Origin of the sequence: Methyloversatilis sp., assembly GCF_965284615.1 — a bacterium.
Lineage (GTDB): Bacteria > Pseudomonadota > Gammaproteobacteria > Burkholderiales > Rhodocyclaceae > Methyloversatilis.
This window is the reverse complement of the sequence record NZ_OZ260098.1, coordinates 4,170,957-4,196,731: the sequence shown is the minus strand read 5'-3', so window position 1 is coordinate 4,196,731 and position 25,775 is coordinate 4,170,957. Positions and strand designations below refer to the sequence as shown.

The following is a 25,775-nucleotide window of genomic DNA, read 5'->3' as shown; positions in this document are numbered from 1 at the left end:
TTCGCCTGCCATGTCCTTGCGTGTGCCCGCCCGGCGGGGCGCCGCGGCGTGGCCGGAGGTCAGCGACCCCGGTCCGCCTGTTTCGCATGGAGAAGGCATGAAAGTACTGAAATACGCAGCATTCGCGCTGGGCGGTATTGCAGCGCTGCTGGCCGCCGTCGTGCTCTACGTCGCCATCACCTTTGATGCGGCGAAGCTCAAGGACGAACTGAAGCGCGTCGTGCAGGAGCAGAAGCAGCGCACGCTGGACATCGAAGGCGATGTCGATCTGTCCTTCTACCCCAACCTCGGTCTCCGTCTGGGTCGCACCACGCTGTCCGAGCACAGCAGTGCCGATCGTTTCGCACAGGTCAACGCGGCGCGCGTGTCGGTCGCGGTGATGCCGCTGCTGTCGGGCTCACTGGTGGTGGACGAGATCCGCATCGAAGGTGCCTACATCCAGATCACGCGGCACAAGGACGGCAGCTTCAACTTCAGCGACCTGCTGTCCGACGACAGCGACGACAGTTCGCCGGTCAGGTTCGACGTCGCCGGACTGAAGCTGTCGCGTTCGGCGCTGGCCTTCCGCGACGAGGCCTCGGGCGCTGCGCACCAGCTGGAAGAGATCGAACTGTCGCTCGGCAAGCTGGCCAATGCCGCGCGCGGCAAACTCGATCTGGCGGCGCACCTGAAGTCCACGCAGCCGGCCATCGACAGCCGCATCGTGCTGACCGCCACCTACGACTACGATCTGCCGGCCCAGCGCTATGCGCTCGACGATCTGAGCGCGAGGGTCGATGGCGAAGCGCTCGATCTGCAGGCGCTGAAAGCGACGCTGGGTGCCTCGCGCATCTCGCTGGTGGGCGAAGGGCAGCTGGAACTGCAGAAGCTGCAGCTCGACGCTGTGGCGACCCGCGATGGCGAGGCGCTGAGCGCCAAGCTGTCGGCGCCGGCGGTTCAACTGGCGGACGGAGCACTGCGCGGCGGCGATGTCAGCGTCAGCGCGCGGCTCGAATCGAAGGCGCGCGCCGCGGATCTGGCGCTGCAGTTCAAGGGGCTGGAGGGCAGTGCGGAGGAGGTCAAGGTCAGCGGTCTGGTGCTGGACGTCGATGCGCGCATGGACGACGCCACCGTCAAGGCTTCGCTGCAGACGCCGCTGAACGTGCGTATCGAGGGCCCGGTCATCGATCTGCCGGCGCTGGACGGCACCGTCGATGTCGCCCACCCGGCGCTGCCGATGAAGACGGTGAAGCTGCCGGTCAAGGGCGCGCTGCAGGCCGACGTCGGCAAGCAGACCGCCGCACTCGACCTCGCCACCCGGCTCGACGACAGTCAGATCAAGCTGAAGCTCGGTGCCACCCGGTTCGATCCGCTGGCGCTGAATTTCGACGTCAACATCGATCGCCTCAATGTCAACCGCTACCTGCCGCCGGCGAAGGCGGACCCCAAGCCGGCCGGCAGTGCGGACGACACGCCGGTCAACCTGTCGGCGCTGCGCGGCCTCAACGCCAGCGGCAGCGTCAAGGTGGGCGAACTGCAGGTGTCCGGCGTGCGGATGACCAATGTGCGGCTGAACGTGAAGGCCGCCAATGGCAAGGTCGATGTCGCCCCGCTGTCGGCGGCGCTCTACCGCGGCACCGCCAGCGGCGCGCTGAGCCTGAACGCGGAGGGCAACCGCATTGCGTTGAAGCAGACGCTGGCCGACATCGACATCCATCCGCTGCTCAAGGACGCGGTGGACAAGGACCTGCTGGAGGGCCGCGGCAACGTGTCGCTCGACCTGGTGACCGCCGGTGGCACGGTCGGCGCGCTGAAGAAGGCACTCGACGGCAGCGCCTCGCTGAAGCTGCGCGACGGCGCGATCCGTGGCATCAATCTGGCGAAAAGCCTGCGTGAGGCGAAGGCAGCGCTGGGCGGTGGTGCGGCGGCGGCGCAGAAGGCGAACGCGACCGAAAAGACCGATTTCTCGGAAATGAGCGCCAGCTTCCGCATCAAGGACGGCATCGCACGCAATGACGACCTGGCGGCCAGCTCGCCTTTCCTTCGCTTGGCCGGTGCCGGCACCATCGACCTGCCCGGATCCAGTCTCGACTACCTTGCAAAGGTGACGCTCGCGGCGACCAGCAAGGGGCAGGACGGCAAGGCGGCGGCCGACCTCAGGGGCGTCACCGTGCCGGTGCGCCTGTACGGCCCGTTCGCCAGCCTGGACTACAAGATCGAGTTCGGCGACCTGGTCAAGGACGCCGCGCGCGCCAAGGTCGAGGAACAGACGCAGAAGCTGCAGGACAAGGCGAAGGAGAAGGTCCAGCAGCAGGTCGGCGACAAGCTTAAGGGCCTGCTCGGGCGCTGACGCCCGGCCGTGAGGCCGGCCGGTCAGCGCGCAGCGGTCAGAGCGGAATTTCCCAGCTCGCGCCGATGGCGGCGATGCCGGCGCGGGCGACGATGGCGTCCTCGCTCGACTTGACGCCGGATACGCCGACGCCGCCGACGCATTCCCCATCGACGATGATCATTTCGCCGCCTTCCAGCGGCAGTACAGGCATGCGCAGCGCCGCCAGACGGCCGCTGTTCACGACGTCCTCGATCGCCTTGCTGGGTTTGCGCGCCAGCGCGCAGGTGCGGGCCTTCTCGGGGGCGATCTGGGTGCTCATCGGCGGCGCGCCATCGAGGCGCTGCAGCCACATCAGGTTGCCGCCGTCGTCAACGATGGCAATGGTGACCGGCCAGTTGCGTTTCAGTGCTTCGGCCTCGGCGGCGGCGGCGATCTGCTTCGCGTCGTCGAGCGTGAGGGTGAGGCGGGTTCTCATTCGGTTGTCTCCGTCAGGTTCTTGGGCTGACGAGGAATCCCGGTGCGTGCGCACACGGTACTGCGATTCCCCGGCGACGCTTGGCCGTGACGGGTGGTCCGGCGGGGCGCAGGCGCGGAAGGTTGTTCGCGCGCACTGTGCGTCAGGCTGATTCGGCTGGAGGGTGTTCCGCTCGCGGTACAGACGGGCTGTCCGCGACTGCCGGCTCTACCGGCAGCAAGGACCACATCCTACACTGTCGGCTGCCCGCAGGAGACGGGTCAGAACGCACAGAGAACAACAGAGAGGAGCATCCGCATGGCCAGCAATCTGGGTATCGATCTGTACTCGCCGAAGGAGATCGCGGAAAAGGTCGAGAACATCGGCGTCGTCAAGGCCAATCTGCCGCTGCGCACGATGGCCATGCTGGGCATCCTGGCCGGCGCCTTCATCAGCTTCGGCGCGCTCTATTTCACGCTGGTCGCCAGCGACGGCTCGCTCGGCTTCGCGCTGACCCGGCTGCTCGGCGGCCTGGCTTTCTCGCTCGGGCTGATACTGGTGGCGGTGGCGGGTGCCGAACTGTTCACCGGCAACAATTTCCTGGTGATGGCCTGGGCCGAGGGGCGCATTCCGTTCAGCCTGCTGGCGCGCAACTGGGCCATCGTCTATGTGACGAACGCGGTCGGCGCGCTGGGCATGGTGGCGCTGGTGATGCTGTCGCACCATACCGACATGAATGGCGGCGCGGTGGCCGAAGCCTATGTGAAGGTGGCGGCTGGCAAGACCGCCAGTTCCTTCACCACCGTGTTCATGAAGGGCGTCCTGTGCAATGCACTGGTCTGCCTCGCCGTGTGGCTGGCCACCGCGGGGCGCAGCGTGACCGACAAGGTGCTGGCCATCATCTTTCCGGTGTCGGCCTTCGTCGCCGCCGGTTTCGAGCACTGCATCGCCAATATGTACTTCATTCCGATGGGCATGCTGCTGCACGCCGGTGGCGTTGTACCGGCGGGCGTCAACCTGTCGGGCCTGACCCTTGTCGGCATGCTGTCCAACCTGCTGGCCGCCACGCTGGGCAATATCGTCGGCGGCAGCATCCTGGTGGCCGGCGTCTACTACGTCACCTTCCGTCAGCGTAGCTGAGCGCCCCAGACCTGCCGCTTCGCGTCAGGCCCCCCGAGGGGGGCAAGAAAACTCGGGAGCGGCCCAGCGTTTTCTTGAGTCAGCGCGCCGCGATCAGGGCGGCGGCCGCCAGTGCGGCGACGCGGCCTTCGTCGGTCGGCACGACCCACACTTCGATGCCGCTGTCGTCGCTGTCGATGCGCTGCACCGCGTCGCCGGTGGCCGCGGCGTTGCGTGCACCGTCCACGCGCACGCCCATCCATGCGAGCGTGGCGCACACGTCGGCCCGCAGGGTCGCGTCGTGTTCGCCGATGCCGCCGCTGAAGGCGATCAGGTCGAGGCCACCGATGCAGGCGGCCATCGCGCCGGCCTCCCGCACGACGCGGTAGGTGAACAGCTCGACCGCCTCGCGCGCCGCTGCGCCGGCGTCGGCGCGCAGCCGGCGCATGTCGGCCGAGATGCCGGACACGCCGAGCAGTCCGCTCTGCCGGTACAGCAGTGTCTGCAGCCGGTCGTGGTCCCAGCCCTGTTCCAACAGATAGAGCAGTACGCCGGCATCGAGCGTGCCGCTGCGTGTGCCCATCATCAGGCCGTCCAGCGCCGAGAAGCCCATGGTGGTGGCCTGGCTGCGGCCATCGAGGGCGGCGCACAGACTGGCACCGTTGCCGAGATGGGCCATCAGCACGCGGCCGTTCGCGCGCGGCGAATGCCGCTGCAGCGCACCCATGATGTACTGATAGGACAGGCCGTGAAAGCCGTAGCGGCGCACGCCTTCGTCGTGCAGTGCGCGCGGCAGCGCGAAGCGGCTGGCCACTTCCGGCAGGTTGGCGTGGAAGGCGGTGTCGAAGCAGGCGATCTGCGGCAGCGCCGGGAAGGCCTCGCGGAAAGCGCGGATGCCGGCCACATTGTGCGGCTGGTGCAGCGGCGCCAGTGAATCGAGCCGGCTCAGGCGGGCGAGGATGTCGTCGGTGACGATGACGCTGTCGCAGAAATCGCGGCCGCCATGTACGACGCGATGCGACACCGCCTCGATGGCCGGGATGCCGGTTTCGCTGTCCAGCAGTTCGCGCAGCCCGGCCAGTGCGGCGGTGAAGGGCGCGTCGCGGGTTTCAAGCGAACGCCGGCCGCGGCGACCGGCCAGCGTCCAGCCCATGTCCGGCGTGCCGCCGGGTTCCAGGCCCTGGATGCTGCCGGTGAGCAGGCTGGCCTGCACCTCGCCGTCGCGCAGCGGGTGGATGGAGAACTTCAGCGTGGACGAGCCGGCGTTGACGGACAGGATGGCCATCGATGTGTATCCGGCTCAGTGCTGAGACCACGCTTCGCGCGGATGGTCGCGACGCGCGTTGTGGGCGGCGAGCAGTGCCAGCAGCGCCGAGGCGACGCGGGTCATCGGGCCGTCGGCGCGGCTGGTCAGCGCGATCGGCACACGGGCGCCGAGCACCAGGCCCGAACCGCTGGCGCCGCCGAGATATTCCAGCTGCTTGGCCAGCATGTTGCCGCTTTCCAGATCCGGCACCGCGAGGATGTCGGCGTCGCCGGCGACCGGCGACTGGATGTGCTTCACCTGTGCGGCGCGCGCGGAGATCGCGTTGTCGAAAGCCAGCGGACCGTCGAGCAGGCCGCCGGTGATCTGGCCGCGATCGGCCATCTTGCACAGCGCGGCGGCATCGAGCGTGGACGGGATGTTCGGATTGACCGTTTCGACCGCCGACAGCACGGCGACCTTGGGCTGCTTCACGCCGAGGATGCGCGCGAAGTCGATCGCGTTCTGCACGATGTCAACCTTCTCGATCAGCGACGGCCGGATGTTCAGCGCGGCGTCGGTGATCAGCAGCGGCTTGCTGTACAGCGGCACGTCGAAGCGGAACACGTGCGACATGCGGCGGCCGGTGCGCAGCGCCGGGCGGGACAGCACCGCGTGGATCATTTCGTCGGTGTGCAGGCTGCCCTTCATCAGGATGTCAACCTCGCCGGCTGCTGCCATGTCGGCCGCCGTGTCGGCGGCTGCGTGGCTGTGCGGCACGCCGACGATTTCGGCGGCACTGAGGTCTATGCCTGCTTCGGCGGCGAGGTGGCGAATACGCGCTTCCGGCCCGATCAGCACCGGAATGATCAGGCCGTGGCGGGCGGAGTCCATCGCTCCGCTCAGTGACTCGACGTCACACGGATGCACCACGCCGCAGCGCACCGGCGGAATGCCGTCGCCCAGTGCAAGCAGTTCGCGGAAGCGCGCTTCCGGATCGAACAGCCGTATCTGCGGTGCGCGCACGTGTTCGAGGCGCACCTTCTGCGTCGGTGCCAGCACGCGCGCGGTGCCGTGCAGCACTCGATCGCCTTTCTGGTTAACCACCTGGCAATCCAGTTCGACCCGCTTCTTCGCGTCGTCCTTGCTGATGACGGTGGCGGTCACCGCCAGCGTGTCGCCAATGCGCACCGGCTTGGTGAAATGCAGTACCTGTTCCAGGTAGATGGTGCCCGGCCCCGGAAACTGGGTGCCGAGCAGTGCCGAAATCAGCGCGCCGCCCCACATGCCATGGGCGATCACGCCGTGGAACAGCGTTTCCTCGGCGTATTCCGGGTTCATGTGGGCCGGATTGGTGTCGCCGGACACTGCGGCGAAGGCCTGGATGTCGGCCAGCGTCAGCGTGCGCAGCAGGCGCGCGCTCTGGCCGATGGCCAGCTCGTCGTAGGTGATGTTCTCGATCCACTGGGTGGTCGGCGTCTCTTGCATGGCAGTTCCTTCAGGCGGGAGGGCGGTCAGGCGACGGCGTGGCAGCCGGCGTTGACGTAAAGCGTCTGGCCGGTCATGCCGGACGATGCGTCCGAGCACAGGAAGGCACAGAGCTGGGCGATCTCGTCCAGCGTGACCAGGCGGCCGAGCGGCGACTTGCGGATCGCGCTCTCCATCAGCTCGTCGAAGGAGGCGATGCCGGAGGCGGCGCGCGTCATGATCGGGCCGGGCGACACCGCATGCACGCGGATGCCGCGCGGGCCGAGCTCCATCGCCATGTAGCGCACCAGCGATTCCAGCGCCGCCTTCACCGGTCCCATCAGGCCGTAATGCGGCACCGCTTCTTCCGCGCCCAGATAGGACATGGTGATCATGCTGCCGCCGGCGCTCATGTGCGGTGCGCACAGCTTGGCCAGTTGCGCGAAACTGTGGCACGACACTTCCATCGCGCGCGCGAAACCGGTGCTCGAGCTGTCGATCACCTGGCCGTGCAGATCTTCCAGGGGGGCCCAGGCGATCGAGTGGATGACGAAGTCGATGCGACCCAGATGTCCGACCGCCCGGGCCACGAGCGCCTCCAGGTCGCCCTCTTTCTCGACGTCGCAGGTGTATAGCGGCGAGGCGAGCTGATCGGCCAGCGGTGCGACATAGCGCAGCGCCTTGTCGTTGAGGCAGGAGAGCACCAGTTCGGCGCCCTGGGCTCTTGTGGCGCTTGCACAGCCCCAGGCGATGCTGAGGTCGTTGGCGAGACCGACGATGAGCCCCTTCTTGCCGGAAAGCGGAGGGGGGAAAGGGGACATGATGGCAGGCTCCAAACTAGGCGACCCGCCGATTCTATGTGTCCTTCCATGACCGGACGTTGCTGCAACGCAACTTAATGTTGATGCGCGTCACGGCCGGACTGCGCCTTCGTCGCAGCGGTTGCGCCGCCGTACGGGCGAAAAAAAAGCCCCGCGGATGCGGGGCTTTTTCCGGAGCAGCCGGCGCCTTGTGGGCTCAGGCCGCTCGCTGCATGGCGAGGGAACGCTGTGGAAGCAGCGATCGGCTCACCATCGGCTCACTTTGACTCGGGCTTTGCAGCCGGTTCGGAGTGCGACTCGACGCTGTGTTTCTCACCCGACATGTCGATGTCTCCACCCTGGGACAGGATGTACAGCGCCAGTGCAGCGAACGCGATGAAGCCAACAGCTATCTTCCACATGATTCTCAATCCTTCGCAAAAATATCCACGTCCTTGGTTTCCTTCACGAACAGCAGGCCGATCACCAGGGTGATGGCAGCGATCGTGATCGGGTACCAGAGGCCGTAGTAGATGTTGCCGTTCTGCGCCACCATCGCGAACGCGATCGTGGGCATCAGGCCACCGAACCAGCCATTGCCGATGTGATACGGCAGACTCATCGAAGTGTAGCGGATGCGGGTCGGGAACATTTCGACCAGCGCCGCAGCGATCGGACCGTAGACCATCGTCACGTAGATCACGAGGATGGTCAGGATGGCGACGATCTTCCACCAGTTGGCCGACAGCGGCTTGATCGGGTCAGCCTTGGCCGGGTAACCGGCGGCCTTCATCGCGTCGGCAACAGCCTTCTTGAAGTCTCCGATAGCCTTCACCGATGCTTCGTCGAACTTGTGACCGCCGGCCATCAGCGTGGCGGTCGGCACGTCGATCACGGTTTCGCCGATCTGCACCTTGCCGTTCGTGCCGGCCGGCGCCTCGATCGTTTCGTAGCTGGCGGAAGCCTGTGCCAGAGCGCGCTTGGCGATGTCGCAGCTGGTGGTGAAGTCCACGTCGCGCGAGATCGGGCTGCCCTGGAAGGAGCACTGCTTCGGATCGACCGTCACGGTGATCTTGGCCGATGCCTGGGCAGCTGCCAGCGCCGGGTTGGCGGCCTCGGTCAGTGCCTTGAACAGCGGGAAGTAGGTCACGATGGCCAGCGCCAGGCCCGCCATGATGATGGGCTTGCGACCGATCTTGTCGGACAGCGTACCGAACACGACGAAGAAGGGCGTGCCGATGATCAGCGATACGGCCACCAGGATGTTGGCGGTCGGGCCGTCCACCTTCAGCACGTTGGCCAGGAAGAACAGCGCGTAGAACTGACCCGAGTACCACACCACCGCCTGACCGGCGACCATGCCGACCAGCGCCAGGATGACGATCTTCAGGTTCTTCCACTGGCCGAAGGATTCGGTCAGCGGTGCCTTCGACGTCTTGCCCTCTTCCTTCATCTTCTTGAAGGCGGGCGATTCGTTCATCGTCAGACGGATCCACACCGAAATCGCCAGCAGCAGGATGGACACGATGAACGGCACGCGCCAGCCCCAGTCGGCGAATGCTTCTTCACCGATCAGGGTACGGGTGCCGAGAATCACCATCAGCGACAGGAACAGGCCCAGCGTTGCCGTGGTCTGGATCCATGCCGTGTAGGCGCCGCGCTTGCCGTGCGGTGCGTGCTCGGCCACGTAGGTGGCGGCACCGCCGTACTCGCCGCCGAGCGCCAGGCCCTGCAGCATGCGCAGCGCGATCAGGATGACCGGAGCGGCCACGCCGATCGACGCGTAATTGGGCAGTACGCCGACGATGAAGGTTGACAAGCCCATGATCAGGATGGTGACGAGGAAGGTGTACTTGCGGCCGATCATGTCGCCGAGGCGACCGAACACCAGTGCACCGAACGGACGCACGATGAAGCCGGCGGCGAAGGCGAGCAGCGCGAAGATGAACGCCGCTTGCGGATCAAGCCCGGAGAAGAACTGCTTGGCGATGATCGCTGCCAGCGAACCGTACAGGTAAAAGTCATACCACTCGAAGACCGTGCCGAGCGAAGAAGCGAAGATGACCTTCTTCTCCTCGCCGGTCATGGGGCGAGCCTTTTCGGCGCCCGCTGCAATGTTTGCTGTGGTCACTTGACACCACCTCCTCTGTTTATGATCGGTATGTGTATAGCGTCTGCAGACACTATGCGGGCCGGAGGATGCGCAGGAAAACTTACTTCTCGCTTACTTGCGTCGCGGCGCGAGGGTTGCACCCGCACGGGGTGCACGGAGAAAGCGCTGGATATTGCGTTGCAATATTCCGCCAAGGGTTGCCAGGAAAGGATGAGCGGGGTTTGTTGCGGCTCGGTGCGCACCCGATGTTGCGATGCAGTGAGCGTGTCGCGTGACGAAAATTTTTTCGCGCCGGCCGCTGCGCTCGATGACGCGCTGCGGCAATATGCGCGCTCATGGCGCAGCCCTCTTCAGAATGCGGCGCGCCGGCAGGCACCCAGAAGGAGGAGTCCGGCCTTGTGCCATCCGACCCTGAACGCCGGCGACGGCCAGCCGGCGGTCTTCGTCCCCCGTATCGCATCCCGCTCCTCCGTGGCGCGGTCCGCATGAAGCCGGACCGGCGCTTCTTCGTTGCGCTCGCGCTGCTCGGCGGTCTGCTGGCGCTGACACTGTGCGCCGCCGGCGGGCTTGTCGTCGCCTCGCTCGACCCGACGCAGCGGGCGCAGCTGCTAGTGCTGGTCGGCGACCGTCTTCCACTCGTGTTCATGGTGTGGGCGCTCGTGCTGGCACTGGCCGTGCCGCCCCTGCGCGTGCTGCATGGCTGGCTGTTCGGCGCGCCGGCGCGGCTGGCGGAAGCAGCGCACGCCGTGGTCGAGACCGGCGCGGCGCCGCTGGTGACTGACCAGGGCAGCGCGGAAACCCGTGAGCTTGCACGCGCGATCGCCGGCCTGGCCTCGCAGCGCGACAGCCTGCGCGCCGGCATTGATGAACAGGTACGCGCCGGCAGCCGCCGGCTCGAACACGAGCGCGGCCGCCTTGCAGCGCTGATGTCGGAACTGGCGCAGAGCGTGGTCGTGTGCAATCTCGATGGCTGCATCCTGCTGTACAACCGGCGCGCCCGGTTGCAGTTCCGCGCACTGTCCGACGCGCCGGACGGCCTCGGCGGCAGCGAGCTGCTGGGGCTCGGGCGCTCCATCTACCCGGTGCTCGACCGCCCGCTGGTCGAACACGCGCTCGACACCGTGCGCAGTCGTATGCGCGGCGGCGACGAGCACCCGGGCGCTCAGTTCGTCACCGCCACGCGCGGCGGCCAGCTGCTGCGCGTGCAGATGGCGCCGGTGCCGGCGGCTGACGACGGCCCGCAGACGGACCTCGCCGGCTTCGTGCTGGTGTTCGACAACATCACCCGCGAGTACGAGGAAGACAGCGCGCGCGACCGCCAGCTGCTCGATTTCGACGAAACCTGCCGCGCCACGCTGGCAGGCATGCAGGGTGCGCTCGACCAGCTCGTCCGCACGGGCGACGACATGTCCACCAGGGGCAGGCTGGTCGCGCTCGTCCGCGACGGCATCGCGGCGCTCGACGGCCGGCTGCGCGCGCTGTCCGACACCGCACTGCGCAGCGTCAAGACGCGCTGGCCGCTGGAGGACATGCGCGGTGCCGACCTCGTCGCCGCGGCCGTCCGTCGTGTTGCGGTACCGCGTATGCAGGCGGAGCAGGTGGACGCCGCGCTGTGGCTGCGCGTCGACAGCTTCGCGCTGCTGCAGGCGGTGGAGTGGCTGGCGCGGCGGCTGGCCGACGAGTACGAGGTGCGCGTGTTGGCGCTGTCGCTGCAGGCGGAGCCGGGCGGCGCGCAGGCGAGCCTCGACCTGATCTGGCAGGGGCGCAGCATGAGCACCGACACCGTCATGAGCTGGCAGATGGAGGCGATGAACAGCGGTGACGACCGCACGCCGCTGTCGATCCGTGATGTGGTCGAGCGGCACGGCGGGCAGTTCGGCGTCGAGCGCGAGCGGGCCAGCCATCGCACGCGCTTCCGCTTCCTTCTGCCGCTGGCCGGTGCGCCGGCGCAGGCGCCCGCCGCGAGCCGCGTCACAGGCCGTCCGGAGTTCTACGACTTCGACCTGTTCCGCACTGGCGACCCGGCGCGCGCGCTGGCCGAACGGCCGCTGAGCGAACTGACCTACACCGTGTTCGACACCGAAACGACCGGGCTGGACCCCTCCGGCGGCGACGAAATCATCCAGATCGGCGCCACCCGCATCGTCAATGGCCGGCTGCTGCGCAGCGAAAGTTTCGAGCAGTGCGTGGACCCGCAGCGTCCGGTGCCGGCGGCCAGCACGGCAGTGCATGGCCTGCGCGCCGAAGACCTGCGCGGCCAGCCGCTGATCGACGCGGTGCTGCCGGCCTTTCACGCATTTGCGCGCGACACCGTGCTGGTGGCGCACAACGCCGCCTTCGACATGCGCTTCCTCGAACTCAAGCAGGCGCGTGCCGGCGTGCGCTTCGAACAACCGGTGCTCGACACGCTGCTGCTGTCGGCGCTGGTGCAGCCGGGGCAGGCATCGCACCGGCTGGAGGACATCGCGGGGCGCTTCGGCATCGCGGTCAGTGGCCGCCATACCGCGCTCGGTGATGCGCTGGTCACCGCCGAAATATTCCAGAAGCTGCTGCCGCTGCTGGCTGCGCGCGGCATCCATACGCTGGGCGATGCGCTGGCTGCGTCACGGAACACCTACCATGCCCGCATTGCCTACTGAACGGGGCCGCGTGCGGGCACATTTGACCCGGCGCAAACCTCCTGCCGCGCGACCGTCGCATGCTGTCTTGCAGGCCGCCGGATTCTTCAGCACAGCGAGCGGCCGCATCGTCCGGTCCGGCCGCATCGACGACGGAGCACCCTGCAGATGAAACTGGCACTGATTACCGATATCCACGCCAACCGCGAAGCCTTCGAAGCCTGCCTCGACGACGCCGAGCGACAGGGCGCCGAAACCTATGCGCTGCTCGGCGATTTCGTCGGCTACGGCGCCGACCCCGCCTGGGTGGTGGATCGGGCGCGCGAGCTGGTGGCGGCCGGCGCGATTGCCGTCATGGGCAATCACGACAAGGCGGTGGTCAACGGCCCGCGCGATTCGATGAACAGCGACGCGCGACGTGCCATCGAATGGACGCGCACCCAGCTCGATGCCGCGCAGATCGACTTTCTTGCCAGGCTTCCCTACTCGGTAGAGCGCAACGGCTGCCTGTTCGTGCACGCCAACGCCTACGCGCCGCAGGAGTGGGAGTACGTCACCGGTCGTTCCGAGGCGGTGCGCAGCCTGAATTCGACGCACGCGCGCTATACCTTTGCTGGCCATGTGCACGACCCGCAGCTGTTCAACCTGTCCGGCCTGGGCAAGATCGCCGACTTCACGCCCACCCCCGGCGTCGCCATCCCGGTGCCGCCGCACCGCCAGTGGTTCGTGCTGCCCGGGTCCGCCGGCCAGCCGCGCGACGGCAACCCGGCGGCCTGCTGGGCGATGTTCGATTCGCTGCGCGCCGAGCTCACCTTTCACCGCGTGCCTTATCACCACGAGGAAGCGGCGCGCAAGATCGCGGCCGCTGGCCTGCCAGCCCGCCTGGGCGAACGTCTGATGGAGGGCAGCTAGTGCAGCAGGACGACACGCCACAGGACACACCGGCACCGCGCGTGCCGCTCGAAGTCGGTCAGGTGATCGATGGCTTCCGCCTCGAAGAACACCTGCACCGTGGCGGCATGGCCAATCTGTGGCGGGTGACGCATCCGGACCACGTGATGCCGATGATCATGAAGATCCCGCGCATCATGGGCGGCGAGGACCCGGCCACCATCGTCGGCTTCGAGGTCGAGCAGATGATCCTGCCGATGCTGCGCGGCGTGCACGTGCCGCAGTTCATCGCCAAGGGCGATTTCACGATGCAGCCCTACATCGTGATGGAACACATCGCCGGTGATTCGCTGCGTCCGCGGCTCGACCACGCGCCGCTGCCGGCCGACGAGGTTGCCAGCATCGGTGCGCGCGTCGCTGCAGCGCTGCACGATCTGCACCTGCAGCACGTGATCCATCTCGACGTGAAGCCGAGCAACATCATGTTCCGCCCGGACGGCACGGCGGTGCTCGTCAACTTCGGCCTGTCGCGCCACGATCACCTGCCGGATCTGCTGGACGAGGAATTCACGCTGCCCATGGGCACCGGCCCCTACATGTCGCCGGAGCAGGTGCAGTTCGTGCGCGACGAGCCGCGCAGCGACCTGTTCGCCCTCGGCGTCATGCTCTACCACCTGCTGACCGGTGAGCGTCCGTTCGGCAAGCCGAACACCGTGCGTGGGCTTCGTGAGCGGCTGTACCGTGAGCCGGTGCCGCCACGTGTGCTCCGCCCCGACTGCCCGCCCTGGCTGCAGGAAATCATCCTGCGCTGCCTCGAAGTCGATCCGGCCAATCGCCACCAGACTGCCGCGCTGCTGGCATTCGATCTCAGCCATCCGCACCAGGTCGCGTTGACGGCGCGGGCGGAACGCAACTCGACCGGTGGCCGCATCGACACGCTCAAGCGCTGGTTCGCCGCCGTCGGCAATGAGCCGAAGGAGCGTGGTAGTGCTGGATCGCACGTTGCACGACACGGCATCATCATGGTCGCCGTCAACGTGGCGGGTGCCTCACCCGGCCTGATGCAGAGCATGCGCCACACGCTGGAGCGCATGCTGCAGACGGAGCGCTCGGTCCGCCTGGCCTGTGTCACGGTCATGAAGACGCGACGCGTCGGCATGGACGAACTGACCGACAAGGATGGCGAAAGCATTCATGTGAAGCGGCTGGTGCAGCTGAAGCACTGGGCTCGCCCGCTTGTGCTGGCGCAGAAGCTCGAAGATCCGGCGCGCGGCGCCGGCATCACCTATCAGGTGCTGGAGGCGCCCGACCCGGCCAATGCCATCGTCGATTTCGCGCGGCGCAACGCGGTCGATCACATTGTCATGGGGGCGCGCAGCAGCTCGGTCATGCGCCGCTTCCTCGGCAGCGTGTCGGCGCGCGTCGTCGCCGAATCGGACTGCACGGTCACTGTCGTACGCGAGACGGCCGGGCGCGATGCCGGCCGAGACGAGCGCGCTTAGGCAGCGCTTCATTTGCGTCGCGCACTACGCCGCAGCGACAGCACCACCGAACCGCCGATGATGACCGCCACCACGCCGAGCGACAGCAGGACCGGAATCTTCACGAGGTCGATCAGCAGCATCTTCGTGCCGACGAACGCCAGCACCAGCGCCAGTCCGTACTTCAGCAGCGAGAACCGGTCGGCCATGTCGGCCAGCAGGAAGTACATCGAGCGCAGGCCAAGAATGGCGAAAACATTGGACGTGAGCACGATGAATGGATCGGTGGTGATGGCGAAGATGGCCGGAATCGAATCCACGGCGAAGATGAGGTCGGTCAGCTCAACCAGTACGAGTACGAGGAACAGCGGCGTGACGTAGCGCACCAGTCGGCCGCCTTCCTCCTTCATCACGAAAAAGCGTTCGCCGTCGAGCCGGTCGGTCACCTTCATGTGGCCGCGTATCCAGCGGATGACTGGATTCTTTTCCAGGTCCGGCGTGTGTTCGGCCATGAACCACATCTTCACGCCAGTGATCAGCAGGAAGGCGCCAAATACATAGAGCAGCCAGTGAAACTGCTGGATCAGCCAGACGCCCGCGAAGATCATGCCGGTGCGCATGACGATGGCGCCGAGCACGCCGTATACCAGCACGCGCTTCTGCAGTTCGAGCGGAATGTGAAAGAAGCTGAACAGCATCAGCCAGACGAACACGTTGTCGATGGCCAGTGATTTCTCGATCAGATAGCCGGTGACGTATTCCAGCGCTTTCTCGTCCGCCACCTCGCGCCCAACGGTGTTGGCCAGATAGGCCCACAGCAGGCCCGCGAAGGTCATCGATACGAGGACCCAGATGCCCGACCAGACGGCCGCTTCCTTCACGCCTACGCGATGCTGCTTGCCGCCGCCGACCACGAAGAGGTCGATCGCCAACATGACGAGGACGGTGCCGAAAAAGCCCGCCCACATCCACCAGGTGCCGATTGTTTCCATGAAAAGGGAGTTCCTGTGTCGTTTCGCCCTGCGCCGCGGCTGCGACGCGCCATCCACGCGCTGGCGCGGACGGTCCGGCTGAACGGAACGACCTTTGCCATTGCGGCAAAGGTCTCGCTCGCGGACGGTCGCATCGCGCGAACGTCCGCCCGGCGTGCCGGGCTCGCCACGTACTCGGGCGGGCCGGAATGACGACACGGCGGTTGGAGCTACTCCCCTTTGGGATGGGCGGAATATAGAGGGCAGGCCGCCGGAGGGCTGTCAGCGGAATCCTACTCGCCGAGCCGGCTAGAACACCTCCACCCGGGTGCCCGGCTCCAGCGTTCCGCCGGCCACCACTTCCAGATACACCCCCAACTCGCGATGCCCGTAGCGCTCCATCATGGTCGCCGGCAGGGTCATGTCACGCACCGCGGTGAGCGGGTTCACGCTGGTGGCGGCGCAGCGCGGGGTGCGCATGACCGCCTTCAGACGCACGTTGCCGATCGTCAGTTCTCGGTCGAGCCAGTTCGCTTCCGCCCACGGCTCGGCGCCGTCGATATAGAGGTTGGCGCGAAAGCGCATGGGGTCGATGTCCACGCCCCATTCCTCGCCGATGCGGCGCACCGTAGCGAGGTTGATCAGTGACACCGCATTCATCATGCCGTGCGACAGCACGCTCACGTCGGTGAAGCGGAAGCCTTCGCCAGCGACAAGCGTGGGCGGGCCTTCGAAGCGGGCGCCGAGGTGGCGGGCGACGAAATCGGCGAAGCGGGCGCAAGCGGCGCTGTCGTCGAGGTTGACCTGCAGTGTGCGATCGTCCGGCGTGCGCACGGTGAGGCGGCGCGCATCGTCGTCGAGGTGAGTGGTGAGGGCGGCCAGTGCCGGGTGGTCCATCAGCGCGATGAAGTCAGTCTTCGGGCGTGGCTGATAGCTGCCGGCATCGAAGTCCCAGCTGCCGTTGGTGAGCGCGTACAGGCGGTCGAGCGGCATGCCCTCGCCTGCGCGCAGCTCGACGCGGTCGAGCGGTTCGGCGGACAGGCCCTTTACGGGGTAGCGGTAGAGCTGACGGAGCGTGATCATGGCGGCGCCCGGGGAAGTGAGAAATGAGCGGATGCTCGGGGCGCCGGCCGACGTCGGCAATAAGTCGTTCACCGGATGCGCCGGTCTTGTCGATTCCTGCGCGGCTGCTTCGTCGTCCGGACGTACCCCTCAATCACCCACTTGAAGGAGAGACCGACATGCGATTCATGGTGCTGATCAAGGCCGACGCGAACAGCGAGGCGGGCGTAATGCCGGACGAGGCGCTGCTCACCGAGATGGGCCGCTTCAACGAGGAACTGGTCAAGGCCGGCGTCATGCTGGGCGGCGAAGGGCTGCACCCAAGTTCGCGCGGGGCCCGCGTAAGGTTTTTCGGCTCCGCGCGCGAGGTGACCGACGGCCCGTTCGCCGAGACCAAGGAGCTGATCGCCGGCTACTGGGTGTGGCAATGCGCGTCGCTTCAGGAAGCCATCGACTGGGTGAAGCGGTGCCCCAACCCGATGCCGGGCGAGTCGGAAATCGAGATCCGGCAGATTTTCGAATCCGACGACTTCGGCGATGCGATGACGCCCGAACTGCGCGCGCAGGAGGATCGGCTGCGCGAGCAGATCGAGCGCAATCTGCCCGGCGGCTGAGCACACCGGCAGGGTCGAATCTGACGCTCTATTGAAAAACAATATATCAACCGATATATTGTTAGCCATGGACACACCCACGCTCGACGATCTGCGCATCTCCGCTTCGCGTGCCTGCGCGCTGCTGCGCGTGCTGGCGCACGAGGACCGGCTGGTGCTGCTGTGCCGGCTGGCCGAGCGCGAGCACACGGTGGGGGAGCTGGAACAGACGCTGGGCATCGTCCAGCCCACGCTGTCGCAGCAGCTGGGTGTGCTGCGCCGCGAGGGCCTGGTCGATACGCGGCGTGACGGCAAGTACATCCATTACCGCATTGCCAGTGACGACGCGCTGGCAGTCATGCAGACCCTGCACGCGCGCTTCTGCGCCGACACCGATAAGCACGGAGACACACGATGAACATTGCCTGGGACGCCTTCACGCCCTGGAGTTCGCTGGCCGGCGGCGTACTGATCGGCCTGTCGGCCGCCTTGCTGATACTGGGCAGCGGGCGGGTGGCCGGCATCAGCGGCATCGTCGGCGGTCTGCTCAAGCCGGGTGGCCCGGATACGACCTGGCGGCTGGCCTTCCTCGGCGGGCTGCTGGCTGCGCCCTTGCTGTGGCGGCTGTTTGCCGCGCTGCCCGAGGCGCAGCCGGTGGCCGGCGGCGGCCTGCTGGTCGTCGCCGGACTGCTGGTCGGCATCGGCACGCGTTACGGCTCGGGCTGCACCAGCGGCCATGGCGTGTGCGGCCTGTCGCGCCTTTCACCACGGTCGCTGGTGGCCACGCTGGCCTTCATGGGCGCCGGTTTTGCCACCGTCTATATCGTCCGTCACCTGCTCGGAGCATGAACATGCAAGCGCTGATCGCACTCGTCGCCGGCCTCCTGTTTGGCCTCGGCCTGTTGCTGTCCGGCATGGCCAACCCGACCAAGGTGGTCGGCTTTCTCGACCTGGCCGGCAGCTGGGACCCGTCGCTGGCGCTGGTCATGGCCGGGGCGATCGGTGCCGCGTTGCCGGCATTCACGCTGGCAAAGGCGCGCCGGCAGTGCTGGGCCGGCTGCGATGTGGCGCTGCCGACAGCGACGCGCATCGACGCGCCGCTGGTACTGGGCAGCCTCGCATTCGGCGTCGGCTGGGGGCTGGCAGGTTACTGTCCGGGGCCGGCGCTGGTGTCGCTGACTATGGGGTCGATGACGGCGGTGGTGTTCGTGGCCGCGATGATCGCCGGCATGGCGATCCACGCCTGGCTCACGCGGCCGCGGGCGTAAGCAGGTAGTCGAACAGCGCGCGCACGCTGCGGATCTGGTTGCCGAAGGGCAGGGCGCCGCGGCCGCGGAAGAAGAGGCCGGTCTTCAGGTCACCCTTCAGCGCGGCGGCCAGCTGGTGATCGATGCAGAACTGGCCCCAGCCGATCAGGCCGTCGCGCAGCCCGCACTGGGCGAGGCAGTCGAAGCTCTTGGCGCAGCGCGACTTGGCGTGTGCCACCGCTTGCGTCTTGTCGATCAGCGACAGGTATTTCTGCAGCCAGGGCGTGCGTACCGCGCGCGCCGGCAGACCGGCCACGCTGGTGAATTCGACCAGGTCCTCGTCGCGCGCCTCTGCCAGCACGTGCTTGAAGGCGTCGTCTGCGTCGCATTCCTCGGTCACCGCGAACGAGGTGCCGAACTGCACCGCCGACGCGCCCAGCGCCTGCATGCGACGGATGTCCTCGTGCGTGCGCAGGCCGCCGGCGACGATGACCGGCACCTGTCCGTCGAGCCCGGCCTTGTGCAGCACTTCCAGCGTTTCCGGCACCACGCGTTCGAAATCGAAGCGCGGGTCGCTGGTGTCTTCGACCTTGGCTGCGCCGAGGTGGCCGGCTGCCCAGCCCGGGTGTTCGAGCACGACGGCATCGGGTGCGCGCTGCTTGCGCTCCCATTTGCGGACGATGAGCTGCACGCCGCGCGCGTCGGACAGGATGGGGATCAGCGCCGCCTTCGGGTGTTCGCGCGCCAGTTCCGGCAGATCCAGCGGCAGGCCGGCGCCGACGACGATGGCGTCGATGCCCGCCTGCAGTGCGGTCTTCACGTGTTCGGCGTAGGCGCTGACGGCACGCATCACGTTCACCGCCAGCATGCCGCGACCGCCTGAAATTTCCTTCGCGGCCGCAATCTCGCGCTGCAGGGCTTCGACGTTGGCGGCGTTGATCTGCTGTTTGGCGTCTTCACCGCGCAGGCCGCGTGTGCGTTCCATCAGGTCCGGGTGATGACGGCGCAGGTTGACCGATGAAAGGGTGCCGACGCCGCCCTGCTGGGCCACGGTGCCTGCCAGCCGGTGTGCCGACACGCCGACGCCCATGCCGCCCTGCACGATGGGCAGCAGTGTGCGGCCGCCCAGCTTCAGCGGCTGCAGGCCGCTGCGGGCGAACTGCTCGGCATGCGGACTGACCGCCGACGTGACGGCGGAAACTTCGGAAGGGGACTGCATCATGGTGTACGGACCGGCGGAGTGTGGGCGACACCATAGCCGCCCGCCGGCAGAGCCGGCTTGAGCAAGGTCAAGCCGGTCTCCCGTTCACGAAGCGCGTCGCCGCCCGGGCCGGGAGTCAGTGGAAGGGGTCTTCTGACCCCGACAGCAACCCGCATCGAAGCCTGCGGGCCGCGACGTCCGCGCCGCGCCCACAGGATATCGACCCACCGGCCGCTCAGCGCATGCGCCGCTTCGCGGCCAGGCCGATCATGCCGAGGCCGGCCAGCAGCATGGCGTAGGTTTCCGGTTCCGGTACCGCGCTGATCGAGAACATCGAGGTTGTGCCGGACACTTCGTTGGCCACCGCGAGGAAGAGCTTGCCGTCGTATTCGAAGGCGCTCAGGCCTTCCGGCGACAGCGAGTCGGCGTTGACGATGAAGTCGAGGAAGGTGGCGGCGGTCGGGTCGGTCACGTCGTAGATCGCGATCACGCTCTGCAGCGAACGTTCGAAGCCGATGAAGGCCAGCGTGCGCTCGCCCACTTCGAGCAGCGTCACGCCTTCCGGTTCGATGCCCTTGTTGTCGCTGCGACCGTCGTCGATCAGCGCCGGGAACTGCGCCAGCAACAGCGCTTCGAGCTGGTTGCCGCTGTCGAAGACCTGATTGCCGTTCTCGTCCAGGATGGAGAAGGAGCGGCCGCCGAAGGTGTGGATTTCGTCGTAGTCGCCGTCGCCGTCGAGGTCGCCGCCGGAGGTCGTGACCGTCAGGCGGCCGAGGTTGGCATTCTTCTTCAGGTCGGCCGCGTTCGGAAACACGGTCGGGTCGAGCACGTAGCTGCCGGAACCGACGCGGATCTCCTCGTTGAAGGCGCCGGGGACCGCGTCGGCGAGGTTGCGCGAGTCGCCCTCGTTGGCGGTGACGTAATAGGTCTTGCCGCCGCTGCTGTAGGCGGCGATGGCATCCGGCATGTACATGCCCTTGACCGGCACCGTGCGGTAATTGCCGGTCAGCGCCGTACTGCCCGGGCCGTCGCGGTCGGAGGTGTCGATCGCGTTCTGCGGCAGGCTGAAGTCTTTCAGGCCGAGCGACTTCACGCTGGTGATCGAGTTCGTCGTCAGATCGATCATCGCCACCGCGTTCGCCTCCTGCAGCGTCACCATGGCGCTCTTGCCGTCCTTCGCCACTGCGATGTACTCGGGTTCCCAGTCTAGCGAGGGCTTGCTGCCCGGCGTGACGATGCGGCCGAGACCGCTCGTGCCGTCGTAGGCGCTGAAGCCGAGCGTGGTGACCGAGTCGCGCGTGGTGTCGATGATGCTGATCGAGCCGCGTGCCTCCTGCGTGGTGGAGGCGGTCAGCGGCAGCGGTTCGCCTTCGTTGGCGGTCATGATGCGACCGTCCGGCGTGAAGGTGACCATGTCCGGCAGGGCGCCGACCGAGTAGCTGTTCAGCATGCTGCGGCTGGTCGTGTCGAAGGTGAGCACGGTGCCGGCGGCGGTCTTGACCGGTGCCGCGATGGCGAAGGCGGCCACGCCGTTGCGGACGGCGACGCTGTTCAGCTCACCCCAGGCGGTGGTGTCGATGTGCTGCACGAAGCTGCCGGTCGCTGCGCTCAGGATGTCGATGCCTTTCAGGCCCGCCACCCACAGTTCGTTGTTGAGGCTGTCGAAGGCGACGATTTCCGAGGTCTGCCCGGCGACGCTGGTGCCGGCGCCGTGGGTGAAGGTCACAGCTTTTCCCAGCTGACGGCATCGGCTGCCTGGACGACCGGAACGAACAGCGCGGCGATGGCCGCGGCGGTGATTTTTCTGACCATGACGAACTCCTGTTGTTGTTGGGCGATACGCGTCTTGCAGACGCGCAATCACAGCAACAGGATGTTTCGACTAGGTTACGCCGCGATGACATGACACAGTTTTGCAATCGGGTGCCGCCCCGCAGGGCCGGGCGGCACCCGATCGACTGCCCCGTCGCGGACGAGGACTAGCGGTACTCCGACAGCGGCGGGCAGGTGCACACCAGGTTGCGGTCGCCAGCGACGTTGTTGACGCGCGCGACCGGCGGCCAGTACTTGTCGCGGTCCACCGATTCGGTCGGGAAGAACGCGGCACGACGGCTGTAGGGCCGTGTCCATTCATCGGCGATCAGCAGTTCGTGCGTGTGCGGCGCGTGCTTGAGCAGGTTGTCCTCGCGGTCGGCGCGGCCGGCTTCGATGTCGGCGATCTCGGCGCGAATCTGGATCATCGCGTCGCAGAAGCGGTCGATCTCGGCGCGGTTCTCGCTCTCGGTCGGTTCGATCATCAGCGTGCCCGGCACCGGGAAGGACACCGTGGGCGCGTGGAAGCCGTAGTCCATCAGCCGCTTGGCCACGTCCTCGACGGTGACGCCGCTCGTTTCCTTCAGCGGACGCAGATCGACGATGCACTCGTGCGCGACCCGGCCGTGCTTGCCGGTGTAGAGCACCGGGTAGTGCGGCGCCAGCTTCTGTGCGATGTAGTTGGCATTGAGTATCGCCACCTGGGTCGCGCGCTTCAGGCCGGCCGCACCCATCAGTGCGATGTAGGCCCAGACGATGGGCAGGATGCTGGCCGAGCCCCAGGGCGCGGCGGATACGGCACCGATGGTGCCGGCCGGACCGGCCACCGGGTTCACGCCCTGCACCACCGGGTGGTCGGGCAGGAAGGGCGCGAGGTGCGGTGCGACCCCGATCGGGCCCATGCCCGGGCCGCCGCCGCCGTGCGGGATGCAGAAGGTCTTGTGCAGGTTCAGGTGGCACACGTCGAAGCCGATGTCGCCCGGCCGCACCAGGCCCACCATGGCGTTCATGTTGGCGCCATCCATGTAGACCTGGCCGCCGTGCGCGTGGATCAGCGCGCAGATGTCGCGTACGCCTTCCTCGAAAACGCCGTGCGTCGACGGGTAAGTCATCATCAGCGCGGCCAGTCGGTCGGCATGCTGTTCCGCCTTGGCCTTCAGGTCGGCGAAGTTGACATTGCCCAGCGTGTCGCAGGCGACGACGACCACTTCCATACCGGCCAGCACCGCGCTCGCCGGGTTGGTGCCATGCGCCGACGCCGGGATCAGGCATACATTGCGGTGACCCTGGCCGCGTGTCTGGTGGAACTTGCGGATCACCAGCAGTCCGGCGTATTCGCCCTGAGAGCCGGCATTCGGCTGGAAGGACATGGCGGCGAAGCCGGTGATCTCGCACAGCCGCTCTTCCAGTTCCTCGAACAGCTGCTGGTAGCCCTGCGCCTGCTCCAGCGGCACGAAGGGGTGGAGCGCGGCGAACAGCCGGTAGGTGACCGGCGTCATTTCGGTGGTCGAGTTCAGCTTCATCGTGCACGAGCCGAGCGGAATCATCGCCCGGTCGAGTGCGATGTCGCGCGTGGCCAGCCGGCGCATGTAGCGCATCATTTCGGTTTCCGAGTGATAGCGCTGGAACACCGGGTGGGTCAGGATGGCCGATTCGCGGCGCAGATCAGCCGGGATGCAGTCAGCGACGCGGGCGTCCATTTCGGCCAGATCGAGCACGCTGTCGGCACGCGTGGCGAAGGTGGCGAGCAGCCGCTTCAGTTCGCTGCGGCGTGACGTTTCGTCGAAGGACGCCGACAGGTGGTCGGCGTCGATCACGTGCAGGTTGAAGCCCGCTTCACGCGCCCGCGCGGCGATGCGGCGGGCGATGCCCGGCACGCGCACCTGCACGGTGTCGAAGAAGCGCTCGTGCACGACGTCGAAGCCCAGTTCGCGCAGGCCCTGCGCGAACAGCACGGCCATCCGGTGCGTGCGCTCGGCAATCGTGCGCAGACCCTTGGGGCCGTGATACACCGCGTAGAACGACGCGATGACCGCGAGCAGTACCTGCGCCGTGCAGATATTGCTGTTCGCCTTCTCGCGGCGGATGTGCTGTTCGCGCGTCTGCAGTGCCATGCGCAGCGCCGGCCGGCCGTTGGCGTCGGTCAACACGCCGATGATGCGGCCCGGCATCTGCCGCTTGTGTTCGTCGCGGCAGGCGAAGAAGGCGGCGTGCGGGCCGCCGTAACCCATCGGCACGCCGAAGCGCTGGGCGCTGCCGAACACGATGTCGGCGCCCATGCCTTCGGCGCCCGGTTCCTTCAGCAGCACCAGCGCCAGCGGGTCGGCCGCCACCGCCGACAGCGCGCCGGCGGTGCGTGCCGCGGCGAGCACCGGCGACGGATCGCGCAGCCGGCCGCTGGAACCGGGATAGCTCAGCAGCATGCCGAAATACTCGCCGTCGATACCGGCCCACGGATCGCACTCGACCACCTCGATGCCCAGCGGCTCGGCGCGCGTGCGCACCACCGCCAGCGTCTGCGGGTGGGTGTCGGCATCGACGATGAAGCGCGGCGTCTTCACCTTGGAAATGCGGTGCGCCATCGTCATCGCTTCGGCGGCGGCGGTCGCTTCGTCGAGCAGCGAGGCGTTTGCCACCGGCAGGCCGGTCAGGTCGATCACCATCTGCTGGAAGTTAAGTAGTGCTTCCAGTCGTCCCTGCGAAATCTCGGCCTGATAGGGCGTGTAGGCGGTGTACCAGCCCGGGTTCTCGAGCACGTTGCGCTTGATGACATTGGGCGTGATGGTGTCGTAATAGCCCATGCCGATCAGGCTGGTGTGCAGTTCGTTGCGCGCGAACATGCGGCGCAGCGCGTCGTTGACCACGCGCTCGGAGCGCGGCGCTGGCAGGTTCAGCGGTGCGTCGAGCTGGATGTCGGCGGGTATGGTCTGGGCGATCAGTTCGTCCAGGCTGGCGACGTCGAGTGCGGCCAGCATGACGGCGAGGTCGCGTTCGTCTGGGCCGATGTGGCGGCGGATGAAGTCGCCGCGGTCTTCCAGCGCTTCGAGGGAGGGACGCTTGTCCATGGTTCAACAGTCCTTTCCGGGCCGCTTCTGGCGGTCCTTTGGTGAAGGTACCGGTCTCGCGTCATGTTGACGTCTGACCGGAGTCGAGGTTCAGCAGAAAAAGAAGCGCCGCTGTGTGCGGTCGGGAGTCAGCGCCGGTAGCGGTTCGGTACGAAGGGCATGGTGGCCGGTGCGGCCGGCACCTTCTGCCCGCGCGATTCGATGAACAGCGGCGTGCCGGCCAGCTTGGCGGCACGCTCGATATAGGCCATCGCGATCGGCCGGCCCAGCGTCGGGCTGTGGTTGCCGCTGCTGATGACGCCGATCTGGCGGCCGTCGGCATCAACCACCACGGCGCCTGCGCGCTGCGGTGCGCGGCCCTCCGGCAGCAGGCCGACGCGCACCTGCGCCGGCGGCGCGGCGAATTCGCCGAGGATGACCGCCGCGCCCGGGAAGCCGCCGGCGCGCACGCCACCGGCCCGCCGCGCCGGCGCGACCGCCCAGCCTATGGCCGCCGATACCGGCGTCGTCGTCGCGTCGATGTCGTTGCCGTACAGGCACATGCCGGCTTCCAGCCGCAGCGTGTCGCGCGCGCCGAGACCGATCCAGCGCACGTGCGGATGTTCGAGCAGGCGTTCGGCGAAGGCGGGACCGGTTTCAGCTGGCAGCGAAATCTCGAAGCCGTCCTCGCCGGTGTAGCCGCTGCGGCTGACCCGCGCGCCATCGTTGAATTCGCGCACGTCGAGAAAGCGCATGCCGGTCAGGTCGCCGTAGGGCTGCAGCACCGCTTCGGCGTCCGGGCCCTGCAGTGCGAGCAGCACGCGGTCGTCGCGCAGGCGCCAGCTGCAGTCGTTGCCGGGCGGATGGGCATCGAACTGGGCGAGCACGTCGTCGAGGCGCGAGGCGTTGCAGACCACATGGAAGGTGTCGCCCATGCGCTGGATCATCAGGTCGTCGATCAGCCCGCCGGCGGTGTTGGGCAGCAGCGAGTAGGTCTGGCGCCCGTCGGGCAGCGCGACGAGGTCGGCGGTGGTGAGCGATTCCAGCCAGGCGCAGGCGCCGGGGCCGCTGACCTCGATCTGTCCCATGTGGGACACGTCGAACAGGCCGGCGTGGGCGCGCGTGTGGAGGTGTTCCTGCAGGATGCCCGGGGCGTACTGGATGGGCATCTCCCAGCCGGCGAAGGCGACCATCTTCGCGCCCGCGGCCAGATGCAGCGGATGAAACGGTGTGCGGCGCAGCGCCGCGGTGTTCGGGGTGTCCATCGTTGGATCCTTTCCTGCCGTGCGGTCGGAGGGTGACCTGCGCATGGCTTGAGTCCAGCTCGCCGGGTGGGCGGGCAAGGGCG

The 25,775-nt window shown here is 67.3% G+C and carries 21 protein-coding genes; 9 read left to right on the top strand and 12 right to left on the bottom strand.

Features of this window, described 5'->3' with window-relative positions; translation table 11 throughout:
* Positions 1–97 precede the first annotated feature (97 nt).
* Positions 98–2,329: an AsmA family protein gene (locus tag ACQ66H_RS19900; protein WP_430435459.1), complete on the top strand. Its 2,232-nt coding sequence runs from the start codon at positions 98–100 to the stop codon at positions 2,327–2,329.
* Between the two features lie 37 nt (positions 2,330–2,366).
* Here ACQ66H_RS19900 and ACQ66H_RS19895 read toward each other — a convergent pair whose 3' ends face one another.
* Positions 2,367–2,786, bottom strand: coding sequence for a GlcG/HbpS family heme-binding protein (locus ACQ66H_RS19895; protein WP_304000739.1), 420 nt, complete (start codon positions 2,784–2,786; stop codon positions 2,367–2,369).
* Between the two features lie 297 nt (positions 2,787–3,083).
* Between ACQ66H_RS19895 and ACQ66H_RS19890 the strand changes: the two genes are divergently transcribed.
* The gene (locus ACQ66H_RS19890) at positions 3,084–3,905 is read left to right on the top strand and encodes a formate/nitrite transporter family protein (protein WP_430435458.1); all 822 of its coding nucleotides are present in this window, start codon (positions 3,084–3,086) and stop codon (positions 3,903–3,905) included.
* A 79-nt stretch (positions 3,906–3,984) separates the two neighbouring features.
* Here the strand turns inward: ACQ66H_RS19890 and ACQ66H_RS19885 are convergent, their stop codons facing one another.
* The 5 genes from ACQ66H_RS19885 to ACQ66H_RS19865 form a co-directional block, all read right to left on the bottom strand.
* A complete protein-coding gene (locus tag ACQ66H_RS19885) occupies positions 3,985–5,169 on the bottom strand; it encodes an acetate/propionate family kinase (RefSeq protein ID WP_430435457.1) in 1,185 nt (394 codons plus the stop codon).
* Between the two features lie 15 nt (positions 5,170–5,184).
* Positions 5,185–6,615 carry a bifunctional enoyl-CoA hydratase/phosphate acetyltransferase gene (locus tag ACQ66H_RS19880; RefSeq protein WP_430435455.1) on the bottom strand — a complete coding sequence of 477 codons (1,431 nt, stop codon included), beginning with the start codon at positions 6,613–6,615 and terminating at the stop codon, positions 5,185–5,187.
* A gap of 26 nt (positions 6,616–6,641) precedes the next feature.
* Positions 6,642–7,415, bottom strand: a complete 774-nt coding sequence (fabI, locus tag ACQ66H_RS19875; RefSeq protein ID WP_430435454.1) for an enoyl-ACP reductase FabI — start codon at positions 7,413–7,415, stop codon at positions 6,642–6,644.
* Positions 7,416–7,672: 257 nt separating this feature from the next.
* On the bottom strand, positions 7,673–7,816 hold the full coding sequence (locus tag ACQ66H_RS19870; RefSeq protein ID WP_430435453.1) for a hypothetical protein: 144 nt from the start codon (positions 7,814–7,816) through the stop codon (positions 7,673–7,675).
* Positions 7,817–7,821: 5 nt separating this feature from the next.
* Positions 7,822–9,525: an MFS transporter gene (locus tag ACQ66H_RS19865; RefSeq protein ID WP_430435452.1), complete on the bottom strand. Its 1,704-nt coding sequence runs from the start codon at positions 9,523–9,525 to the stop codon at positions 7,822–7,824.
* A gap of 467 nt (positions 9,526–9,992) precedes the next feature.
* Between ACQ66H_RS19865 and ACQ66H_RS19860 the strand changes: the two genes are divergently transcribed.
* The 3 genes from ACQ66H_RS19860 to ACQ66H_RS19850 all read left to right on the top strand — a co-directional run bounded on the left by ACQ66H_RS19860 (position 9,993) and on the right by ACQ66H_RS19850 (position 14,518).
* Positions 9,993–12,146, top strand: coding sequence for an exonuclease domain-containing protein (locus ACQ66H_RS19860; protein ID WP_430435451.1), 2,154 nt, complete (start codon positions 9,993–9,995; stop codon positions 12,144–12,146).
* A 147-nt stretch (positions 12,147–12,293) separates the two neighbouring features.
* A complete protein-coding gene (locus ACQ66H_RS19855) occupies positions 12,294–13,037 on the top strand; it encodes a metallophosphoesterase family protein (protein WP_430435450.1) in 744 nt (247 codons plus the stop codon).
* Entirely contained in the window at positions 13,037–14,518 is a 1,482-nt protein-coding gene (locus ACQ66H_RS19850) for a serine/threonine protein kinase (RefSeq protein WP_430435449.1), read from the top strand. The genes ACQ66H_RS19855 and ACQ66H_RS19850 overlap by 1 nt, the downstream gene beginning before the upstream one ends.
* An 8-nt stretch (positions 14,519–14,526) precedes the next feature.
* Here the strand turns inward: ACQ66H_RS19850 and ACQ66H_RS19845 are convergent, their stop codons facing one another.
* Together ACQ66H_RS19845 and ACQ66H_RS19840 are read right to left on the bottom strand one after the other, a co-directional pair.
* Positions 14,527–15,489, bottom strand: a complete 963-nt coding sequence (locus tag ACQ66H_RS19845; RefSeq protein ID WP_430435448.1) for a TerC family protein — start codon at positions 15,487–15,489, stop codon at positions 14,527–14,529.
* Between the two features lie 288 nt (positions 15,490–15,777).
* Positions 15,778–16,551, bottom strand: coding sequence for an MOSC domain-containing protein (locus ACQ66H_RS19840; protein ID WP_430435447.1), 774 nt, complete (start codon positions 16,549–16,551; stop codon positions 15,778–15,780).
* Positions 16,552–16,709: 158 nt separating this feature from the next.
* Between ACQ66H_RS19840 and ACQ66H_RS19835 the strand changes: the two genes are divergently transcribed.
* The 4 genes from ACQ66H_RS19835 (at position 16,710) to ACQ66H_RS19820 (ending at position 18,391) form a co-directional block, all read left to right on the top strand.
* Complete coding sequence (locus tag ACQ66H_RS19835; RefSeq protein ID WP_430435446.1) at positions 16,710–17,144, top strand: YciI family protein; 435 nt, start codon at positions 16,710–16,712, stop codon at positions 17,142–17,144.
* A gap of 67 nt (positions 17,145–17,211) precedes the next feature.
* The gene (locus ACQ66H_RS19830; RefSeq protein WP_430435445.1) at positions 17,212–17,541 is read left to right on the top strand and encodes an ArsR/SmtB family transcription factor; all 330 of its coding nucleotides are present in this window, start codon (positions 17,212–17,214) and stop codon (positions 17,539–17,541) included.
* On the top strand, positions 17,538–17,972 hold the full coding sequence (locus tag ACQ66H_RS19825) for a YeeE/YedE family protein (RefSeq protein WP_430435444.1): 435 nt from the start codon (positions 17,538–17,540) through the stop codon (positions 17,970–17,972). Before ACQ66H_RS19830 ends, ACQ66H_RS19825 begins: the two co-directional genes overlap by 4 nt.
* 2 nt (positions 17,973–17,974) lie before the next feature.
* Positions 17,975–18,391, top strand: a complete 417-nt coding sequence (locus ACQ66H_RS19820; RefSeq protein WP_430435443.1) for a DUF6691 family protein — start codon at positions 17,975–17,977, stop codon at positions 18,389–18,391.
* On the opposite strand, the gene ACQ66H_RS19815 is transcribed toward ACQ66H_RS19820, so the two are convergent.
* From ACQ66H_RS19815 to gcvT, 4 genes are all read right to left on the bottom strand, one after another.
* On the bottom strand, positions 18,372–19,592 hold the full coding sequence (locus ACQ66H_RS19815) for an NAD(P)H-dependent flavin oxidoreductase (RefSeq protein ID WP_430435442.1): 1,221 nt from the start codon (positions 19,590–19,592) through the stop codon (positions 18,372–18,374). The two genes, ACQ66H_RS19820 and ACQ66H_RS19815, sit on opposite strands and share 20 nt — an antisense overlap.
* Positions 19,593–19,806: 214 nt before the next feature.
* On the bottom strand, positions 19,807–21,297 hold the full coding sequence (locus tag ACQ66H_RS19810) for a choice-of-anchor I family protein (protein WP_430435441.1): 1,491 nt from the start codon (positions 21,295–21,297) through the stop codon (positions 19,807–19,809).
* Between the two features lie 253 nt (positions 21,298–21,550).
* On the bottom strand, positions 21,551–24,448 hold the full coding sequence (gene gcvP, locus ACQ66H_RS19805; RefSeq protein WP_430435440.1) for an aminomethyl-transferring glycine dehydrogenase: 2,898 nt from the start codon (positions 24,446–24,448) through the stop codon (positions 21,551–21,553).
* A gap of 128 nt (positions 24,449–24,576) precedes the next feature.
* A complete protein-coding gene (gene gcvT / locus ACQ66H_RS19800; protein WP_430435439.1) occupies positions 24,577–25,692 on the bottom strand; it encodes a glycine cleavage system aminomethyltransferase GcvT in 1,116 nt (371 codons plus the stop codon).
* Positions 25,693–25,775: the final 83 nt, after the last annotated feature.